Source organism: Ancylomarina longa, from assembly GCF_003996985.1.
In the GTDB taxonomy this organism is placed as follows: domain Bacteria; phylum Bacteroidota; class Bacteroidia; order Bacteroidales; family Marinifilaceae; genus Ancylomarina_A; species Ancylomarina_A longa.
The window spans coordinates 58,178-67,188 of record NZ_RJJX01000020.1; the positions used below are offsets into that span (position 1 = coordinate 58,178).

The following is a 9,011-nucleotide window of genomic DNA, read 5'->3' on the forward strand; positions in this document are numbered from 1 at the left end:
TATGATCTGATAGATATTGTTTATATTTGACAGAACTAAAAATCATAGAAGCAAATGATCACCATCACTCAATTGGAATATATTATTGCCGTAGATTCTTATAGACATTTTGCAACTGCTGCTGACAAATGTTTTATTACTCAACCAACTTTAAGCATGCAAATTAAGAAGTTGGAGGAATTTCTAGATGTAAATATTTTCGACAGAACTAAACAGCCTATTATCCCTACTGATGTTGGTGCATCAATAATAGAACAAGCAAGAATTATCCTTGGTGAAACAAAAAAAATAGATGACATCATTAAAGAATATAAAAACACGATTGATGGAAATTTAAAAATTGGTATCATACCTACATTGGCGCCTTTTCTATTACCTATGTTCATTGGAGATTATATCCGTAAATATCCTGATGTTAAGGTGGAGGTTGAAGAAATGGTTTCTGAAGAGATAATGCAAAGCCTGAAGAAAGATAAAATTGACGTTGGGATCTTTGTTACTCCAGCGAAAGATGAACTAATAATTGAGCATCCCTTATTTTATGAAGAAATGATGATTTATGCTCACAAGGATCATCAAATCCTTAAACAATCCTTAATAGAAGTAAAAGACATTGCAACTCCTGAAATATGGATGCTTGGAGATGGACATTGTTTCAGAAATCAGGTAATTAACCTTTGTAAAATGCATGATTTACAACATCAGGAGTTACCTTTCGAATTTGAAAGCAATTCATTAGAAACATTAATGAAAATTGTAGACAAGGAGGGTGGGTTCACCTTAATTCCAGAATTGGCAACTCAATATTTGGCACCGGAAAAACTTTCTCAGGTGAAACAATTTTCAAATTTACATCCTCTTCGTGAGGTCAGTCTCGTATATTCCCGTCATTATTCCAAACAAAAGTTACTAAGACTTCTGGCTGAACACATACAAGATATAATCCCCAAGGAGCTTTTAAAAAGCGATAGGGGAACTATTGTTGAATGGAGGTAATTTTTTTTCTACTTAAATTGAAGCACTTAGTTCAATTCTTTTTAGAATCATTTATTTTTTCAAAAAAAGCTTTGCCGATTTCAATAATTATCTCTTTCTTTGCAGCGCTAAAGAAAAAAACAGAAGTCTTTTCTTCTTTCTTTTGCTAGTACTTTGAATAGATTTACTGCAAGTGTTTGTGAAAATAAAATTTTGCTATATCTTTGCAGCTCGAAAAATTAGTTGGTCCGTTCGTCTAGGGGTTAGGACGCCAGATTTTCATTCTGGTAACACGGGTTCGATTCCCGTACGGACTACTGAAATTTTGTAGCAAATAAGAAATTTAACTTATCTTTGCTACGCATTTAATAACTAATGGTCCGTTCGTCTAGGGGTTAGGACGCCAGATTTTCATTCTGGTAACACGGGTTCGATTCCCGTACGGACTACCAAGATAAATAATTTAGATAACTTTAAGAGATGGCAAATCATCAATCTTCAATTAAAAGAATCAGACAGTCTGAAAAAAGAAGAGTACACAACAAGTATTTCGCTAAGACTGCCCGAAATGCTGTAAGAATGTTACGTGCTACTACAGATAAGGAAGCTGCTAATGAATTACTTCCAAAAGTTACTGCAATGTTGGATAAACTTGCAAAGACTAATATAATTCATAAAAACAAAGCAGCTAACTTGAAATCTAAATTAGCTACACACGTAAATAAGCTTTAAGAAACTATAACTCTATTATTAAGGGTTCTCCTACGAGAACCCTTTTTGTGCATGTAGTAAATTCATCTTTCATTTTTCCATATTATTTTATACGTTTATATTTGATTTCATAATTACAATAGGGTTTGTGATACCTGAAAAGAAACTAATTTCACAACCTAATAATTTAATTGTGTGAACAATTTATATACAACGCTATCTTATTTTTTTAAATAATAATGGAAGAATACAAAAAGCTAAGCATTAAGGATTGGGCTCTTGAAGATCGTCCTCGGGAAAAGCTAATGTACAAAGGTGTGAAGAGCTTATCTTCAGCAGAACTTTTAGCAATAATTATCGGTAGTGGCAATCGCAAACAATCTGCGGTAGAACTATCCAAGACAATTCTCTCCCACTGCCATAATGATCTCAATCAGCTGGCAAAGAAAACTATTCCTGAATTAATTAAGATCCCTGGTATTGGGGAAGCGAAGGCTATTAGTATCATCTCCGCCTTGGAACTTGGGCGTCGGCAAAAAGCATTCCCAAGCAAACAAAAACAATCGATTACCGGAAGTCGTGATGCCTTTGAAATATTATCTCCTTATGTTGAAAACTTAGGCCATGAAGAATTTTGGATTATATATCTAAATCGGGCAAATAAAATTATTGAAATTAAAAATGTATCCTCAGGTGGAATTACAGGAACTGTTTTTGATATTCGATTGGTATTTAAAGATGCCCTAATGTTGGAAGCAACTAATATTATTCTTTGCCATAACCACCCCTCCGGAAATTTACAACCGTCAAATGCAGATAAAGATATCACTCACAGAACGATTGAGGCTGGAAAACTCATGAATATTTCTATTTTAGATCATCTCATCATAGCAGATGATCAATACTTTAGCTTTGCTGATGAAAGTCTAATTTAGAATGAATTAGCTTACGATGTTTTGCAGCACAACAATCCTTTTAATCACAAATTATGACTACATTTGCGTTCAGCTAATTTTTAAATAATTAAACATGGTGGTTCATACAATCGGAGCTAATAACTCCCTCTTTAACCAATTTATAGCTGAAATCCGAAATATTGACATACAAAAAGATTCTCTTCGATTTAGAAGAAATCTGGAAAGAGTTGGTGAGATATTTGCTTACGAAATCAGCAAAACTTTAGAATTTTCAGAAAAATCAATTCAAACTCCCTTAGGAGAATCCTTAATCCATCTTCCTCAAAGCGAAGTAGTTGTAACCTCTATCATGAGAGCAGGTTTACCTTTACATACTGGGCTACTTAATTATTTCGATGGTGCCGAAAATGCATTCATTTCCGCATATCGTAAATATACAGATGATGGTGAATTCAAAATTAACTTTGAATATATTTCTTCTCCGTCTATTGAAGGAAAGGTTGTAATTCTTGCAGATCCAATGTTGGCAACGGGTTCCTCTATGGAGCTAGCTTATAAAGCATTATTATCAAAGGGAACACCAAAACATGTTCATGTAGTTTCTGTGATTGCCAGTGAAAAAGGAGTTGAATTTGTGAAAAATAATTTACCTAAAAAGAACACTACACTTTGGATGGGGGCGATTGATCAGAAATTAAATTCTAAATCTTACATTGTCCCTGGCTGTGGAGATGCAGGAGATTTAGCTTTTGGTGCTAAATTAGGATAGTAAATAACTAAGATATTTATATCTAGGGCTACTTTAGTAGCCCTTTTTTATTTCTTAATTACAATAACTAATTAATAAAATTAGAATAATTATTCAGGTTTCATTTTTATTTAAACAAAGCGTTTCACCTCCAATTTATCCTGACACTCATTGAAAAGTTCGTTTATGGTTTTATTTAATATTGGATGAACCAGATCCGGGAGAATTTCATTCATAGGCATTAGAGCAAACATTCTTTCCTGTATTCTTGGATGAGGTATTTCCAAATGATCCGAATGATAAATCTGGCTATCGTAAAAGAGAATATCAATATCAATAGTTCTTTCACTATATCTGTTTTTTTTTCGAATCCGCCCCATTATTTTCTCAATAGATTGCGTTCTTTCAAGCACTTCCAAGGGACTCAACTTTGTTTCAATTGCAAGAACCTGATTTAAAAAGTTTAATTCATGTTCAAATCCCCAAGGTTCAGTTTCATAAATTGAGGAACACTGATTTACTTTTCCAATATCCTTCTCCAAATAGTTAGCAGAATCTTTCAATATTTGCTCCCTATCACCCAAATTACCACCTATCAAAAATATAACTTTAGCCATTTTCTAGATTTTAATCGGTAAAAGAAACAAAGAAATCCTTTCTAACAAAGCTTACATCGAAAAATTAAACTTGAGTGAAAATTTTATCAGTTAAATTAAATATATTTGTTATTAGTGATTTTTACATAAACATTAACTTCTTGACAAGTTAAAATACTTAAAGAGTAGAAAAACTAATTAAATAAAAAAATATGAAGAGCTTTTTCAAGTACACATTAGCCTCGTTTCTAGGCTTTCTTTTGGGAGGAATTATCCTCTTTTTTATAGGTTTAATTATAGTTTCGGCAATAGTTACCAGCACGGATCAGCCAACAACTGTGAAGGATAAAAGCATTTTGGAAATTAAGCTCGATAAAGAATTAACCGATCGTGGTTCCGATAATCCTTTTTCCAATTTCGACTTTCTAAATTTTAGCCCGGAGAACACGGTTGGTTTAAATACAATTCTCGATAATATCGAAAAAGCAAAGACTGATGATAAGATTAAAGGAATCTATCTCAATGTAAGCTACATATCTGCAAATTTTGGAGGAATGGCATCGATTGAAGAAATCAGAGAAAAATTAAAGGAATTTAAATCAACCGGTAAATTTATTCTTAGCTATAACAATTTTGGTTATTCTCAAAAAGGCTACTATTTAGCCTCTGTTGCCGATAGCATTTTCATTAATCCACAGGCTAGCATCTATTTATTTGGTTTGGGAGGGGAAAGAACGTTCTACAAAACTTTCCTGAAAAAAATAGGAGTAGAAGCTCAGGTAATTCGTGTTGGTAAATACAAATCTGCAACAGAACAGTATTTTAGAGATAACATGAGCGATGAAAGTCGGGAACAAACAATGGCCTATGTTGGAGCAATTTGGAATCAGATAATAGGAGGAATATCTGAAGAAAGAGGTATTAGTATTAAAAAACTAAACCAACTAACAGATGAACTGCGTATAAAAAATGCTGATGATGCCAAAAATAATAATCTTGTTGATGGTGTGATTTATGAGGATGAGATGAATGCGAAATTGAAAAAACTAAGCGGAATTAAAGCCGATAAAAAACTTAGATTACTTAGTATTTCTAAATATGCAAAAGCTCCAGCGGCAAATCACAAATTCTCGAAAAACAAAATTGCCATCATTTACGCTTCAGGTGAAATCATCTCAAAACAAAGCCCAAGCTCTATTGGACCAGAACTTGCTAACTCTATAAGAAAAGCGCGTAAAGATTCTACAATTAAAGCTATCGTTCTTAGGGTTAACTCACCAGGTGGAAGTGCCTTGGTTTCGGATATTATTTGGAGAGAAGTGAAATTAGCCGCTCAAACCAAACCTCTGATTGCTTCAATGGGAAATGTTGCTGCTTCAGGTGGATATTATATCTCCTGTGCTGCTGACACAATTGTTGCAGACACAAATACAATTACAGGTTCTATTGGTATATATGGTTTATTTTTCTCAGGAGAAGAACTTATCAAAAATAAGCTGGGATTCACAACCGATTCCTATGGTACAAATAAACATTCTGCATTCGGAGGTAGTTATCCTTTAATGTTGCCTATTTCTTCGCGAAAATTCACATCTTATGAAAAACAAATTATACAAGGGATAATTAATAAAGGGTATGATACTTTCCTTACTCGTGTTGCCGATGGCAGAAAAATGACTAAAGAGGAAGTTCATGAAATTGCACAAGGAAGAGTATGGTGTGCACAAGACGCTCAAAAGAACGGACTAGTTGATGTTTTAGGTAGTTTAGAAACTGCCATTAAAATAGCCAAAGAAAAAGCAGGTCTTGAAGACTATAGATTAGTGAATCTACCTAAAGAAAAAGAACCATTCGAAAGTTTAATTGAAAATTTTACCTCAGATGTTAAAACAAAAATCCTGAAAAATGAACTAGGGGAAAGTTTTCATTATTATGAACAAAGTAAAAAACTAATTAAACTCGGGGGAATACAAACTCGAATACCATACAAAATTGATCTAAATTGATTATTGCCAATTTAAAGATAAAAGATTCTCTAATGAGAATCTTTTATTCAAATTGCTAACAATTTAAGTTATTTCAGCACAAGCTATTAAATAGCCTATTTTAATTTAATTACAAACAAATAATATTGTAAATTTAAAATGGCAATGATTTCATTGCTTAAAAATTCTGATTTATTACAATTCTCTATCATCCAATTGGAAAAACGAATGAAAAAACTATCCCCTATTTTTAAAATCCTCCTCATTCCTTTTAGCTTTTTATATGGCTTAGTAGTAGCCTTGCGTAACCTGCTATTTGATTTTAACATTCTGTCTGTTAGCGAATTTAAAATTCCAATTATATCTGTTGGAAATATTACAGTTGGTGGAACGGGCAAAACTCCTCATATAGAATATTTAATAACCTTATTAAAAGATGACTACAAAATAGCTACTCTTAGTAGAGGCTATAAAAGAAAATCGAAAGGTTTTATTATTGCAGATCAAAATACAAATTCTTCGCAAATAGGGGATGAACCAGCTCAAATCAAAAAAAAATTTCCTGAAATAATTGTATCAGTAGATCGCAAAAGAGTAAATGGAGTGAAAAATTTATTAAGCTCAGAACACGGAAATGAACTGAATGCTGTTTTACTTGATGATGCCTATCAACACCGCTATTTAAAACCTGGATTATCTATTTTATTAATTGATTATAACCACCCAATAACAAGAGATTTTATACTACCCTTTGGTAGGTTAAGAGAAAGTGCCAACGAAAAGGATAGAGCGAATATTATTATTGTTAGTAAATCTCCTAAAAAAACGACTCCAATAGACAGAAGAATTTTTGTGAAAGAATTGGATTTGCTTCCTTATCAAACTTTATACTTTAGTTGTTTGGATTATGGTAATCTCCAATCTGTTTTTAAAAAAGATGCTGTTAATTTGACAAATGTTGATTGGGAAAAAGATAATTTCTCAATTCTGTTAGTAACTGGAATTGCGAATCCTCAGCCATTAAAAGAATATTTAGACGATTTCTCAGATATTATAGAAGAAATTCAATTTCCAGATCATTACTCTTTTACGCAAAAAGATATTAATCTAATTAGAGAAAAATTCGACAATCTTGAAGGAGAAAATAAAATCATTATTACTACCGAAAAAGATGCAATGCGTTTGCATGATATGCAAATTGAAACAGACATAATCCGGAAAAATCTATTCTTCGTTCCTCTTCGCATTAAATTTATGAATGAGGATAAATCTTTATTTGATAATCAAATTTTGAATTATGTGCGTAAAAATAGAAGATCTAGCAACTTGCACAATATAGAAACAGACTCTATCTAAAAGGGGAATCATTTTTGATTCCCCTCTTTCCTACCATTAAATTAACCACTACATTAATTAACAGCTATTGCTCAAAATAACCTGAGCCTTCCCTAAAATTACACACGCTTAAATACTCTAAGCATCATTAAGTTACGAAATTCAATATAAAGAACCAATAATTTTTTCGCCTTTTTCCCGTTTGAAATTCAATTACGATTAATTAAAATTACCTCCTATTACGCAAGGTTTTTTATAAATTTTAACATCGCCTTTTGTATTGAAAATTTCAATATATAAAAGATAAACACCAATAGGTAATCTATTGTTTTCAGAATCTAAACCATCCCAAGCCAATTGATCTTCCTTTGCTAAATATACATTACTTGCTAATGCCCGAATTTCTTTTCCAATGGAATTATAAATTCGGATATTTACCAAATAAGAATTATCATCCAATTTAAAATTAATGAATAATTTATCATCGATACCATCATTGTCTGGAGTAAATAATTTGGAGGACAAACTAACATCTTTCTCAATTTCAATAACGTTCTGATAGGATGAGTTTATCAAGCCCGGTGTTCCAAAACCAATATTCTGGGCTGCAGATTGCCAATTCGAAATATTATTAACATCTTTATTTGGATCGATCCTTTCCAAAGCTACCCCTTCCAGCGAATTTAATAATTGGAAGTGCATATTTTCAGTGTAGGCAAAATCATCTAACATTGCCTCACCACATAAAAGTACTACTCTTCCTTCATGATCATTAAACGAAGGCATTTTGCTCATCACATGAATAGCACTAGGATTGCAAGTGTAGTAATTCTCACAAATATTCGCACTATCAACTGTCAACAAAACGAACTGTTTGGCTCGAATCAATTCCTGATTCTTGGTGATATTAAAAACATCCGAAAGATTATAGTTTTCGTCACGGGAAGCTATCTGCAAGGTAGATAAATCAATAATATTATCTGAAACATTCCAAAGTTCCAGATAATCAACTCCCCCAGGATATGGATTAAAGAGTAATTCATTTATTACAATATCTCCTTTTTCGGCAAGAACTGGCATCCAAAATTCATAATTATTAATCTGCAATGGATTATTTGCTAAATCTGTCAACTTTTTAGAAAATTGAAGTTCATATTTTTGATTTCCTATAAAATCCATTCTAAATATCAATTCGTATTCTTTTCCCTCTGTATCCATCTGAAAAACTTTTTCAGGAAAAGATATATCCGAAGAAAGCTTGTAATTATTCACATTCAGAGCTTCATTGTTTTTAATCGGTTCGCTAAAACAAAGATGTAATACCCTTTCCGATATTGTATATAACTGCTCTAAGTCAGGAGATTTCTCATCAGCATTAAAAGAATAACTGGAATTTATTTTTCCTGGAGTTCCACCCAAAGAATCCTTTGAGGAAGTCCAGTTTGGATTCTGCCAAGCTACATTCATCGGATCAATTCGCTCCAAAGACCAACCGCCTTCGCTTTTCTCTGCAGACTTATACCATATATCAGAATAGTTGACCTGATCGATCACTTCTCCGATTCCAGATTCAATTTCCAAATTTCCTCCGGTATTGGTTAAGCTAGGAAAATTACTTACTCCCAATACTTTTCCATAAGCAGTTAAAGATTCCTTTGCACCAGTTGAGCACAATAGKATATATCCTTGAGAAGGAATTGTATCCACGCCCAACAGGCATTCCTTATCTGCAAATTTCAACCTC

At 32.6% G+C, this 9,011-nt stretch carries 8 protein-coding genes and 2 tRNA genes; 8 read left to right on the forward strand and 2 right to left on the reverse strand.

The genetic code is table 11. The features are described 5' to 3' along the window. Window positions 1-54 precede the first annotated feature (54 nt). The 6 genes from DLK05_RS12890 (at window position 55) to upp (ending at window position 3,372) form a co-directional block, all read left to right on the forward strand. Window positions 55-996, forward strand: coding sequence for a hydrogen peroxide-inducible genes activator (locus DLK05_RS12890; protein WP_127344423.1), 942 nt, complete (start codon window positions 55-57; stop codon window positions 994-996). Between the two features lie 224 nt (window positions 997-1,220). Continuing rightward, window positions 1,221-1,292 (forward strand) — tRNA-Glu (locus DLK05_RS12895). Window positions 1,293-1,352: 60 nt separating this feature from the next. Continuing rightward, window positions 1,353-1,427: transfer RNA gene (locus DLK05_RS12900), tRNA-Glu, on the forward strand. A 28-nt stretch (window positions 1,428-1,455) separates the two neighbouring features. After that, complete coding sequence (rpsT, locus tag DLK05_RS12905; protein WP_127344424.1) at window positions 1,456-1,707, forward strand: 30S ribosomal protein S20; 252 nt, start codon at window positions 1,456-1,458, stop codon at window positions 1,705-1,707. 218 nt (window positions 1,708-1,925) lie between these two features. Further along, window positions 1,926-2,621, forward strand: a complete 696-nt coding sequence (gene radC, locus DLK05_RS12910) for a RadC family protein (RefSeq protein WP_127344425.1) — start codon at window positions 1,926-1,928, stop codon at window positions 2,619-2,621. 94 nt (window positions 2,622-2,715) lie between these two features. Beyond that, window positions 2,716-3,372: a uracil phosphoribosyltransferase gene (gene upp, locus DLK05_RS12915; protein ID WP_127344426.1), complete on the forward strand. Its 657-nt coding sequence runs from the start codon at window positions 2,716-2,718 to the stop codon at window positions 3,370-3,372. 110 nt (window positions 3,373-3,482) lie between these two features. Here the strand turns inward: upp and folK are convergent, their stop codons facing one another. Next, entirely contained in the window at window positions 3,483-3,968 is a 486-nt protein-coding gene (gene folK, locus DLK05_RS12920; RefSeq protein WP_127344427.1) for a 2-amino-4-hydroxy-6-hydroxymethyldihydropteridine diphosphokinase, read from the reverse strand. 191 nt (window positions 3,969-4,159) lie between these two features. On the opposite strand from folK, the gene sppA reads away from it, so the two are divergent. Together sppA and lpxK are read left to right on the forward strand one after the other, a co-directional pair. Next, on the forward strand, window positions 4,160-5,953 hold the full coding sequence (gene sppA, locus DLK05_RS12925) for a signal peptide peptidase SppA (RefSeq protein ID WP_127344428.1): 1,794 nt from the start codon (window positions 4,160-4,162) through the stop codon (window positions 5,951-5,953). A 207-nt stretch (window positions 5,954-6,160) separates the two neighbouring features. Next, window positions 6,161-7,288: a tetraacyldisaccharide 4'-kinase gene (gene lpxK, locus DLK05_RS12930; RefSeq protein WP_127344429.1), complete on the forward strand. Its 1,128-nt coding sequence runs from the start codon at window positions 6,161-6,163 to the stop codon at window positions 7,286-7,288. Between the two features lie 198 nt (window positions 7,289-7,486). Here lpxK and DLK05_RS12935 read toward each other — a convergent pair. After that, window positions 7,487-9,011: T9SS type B sorting domain-containing protein (locus DLK05_RS12935; protein ID WP_209319872.1), on the reverse strand; the 1,525-nt coding region annotated here is incomplete at its 5' end.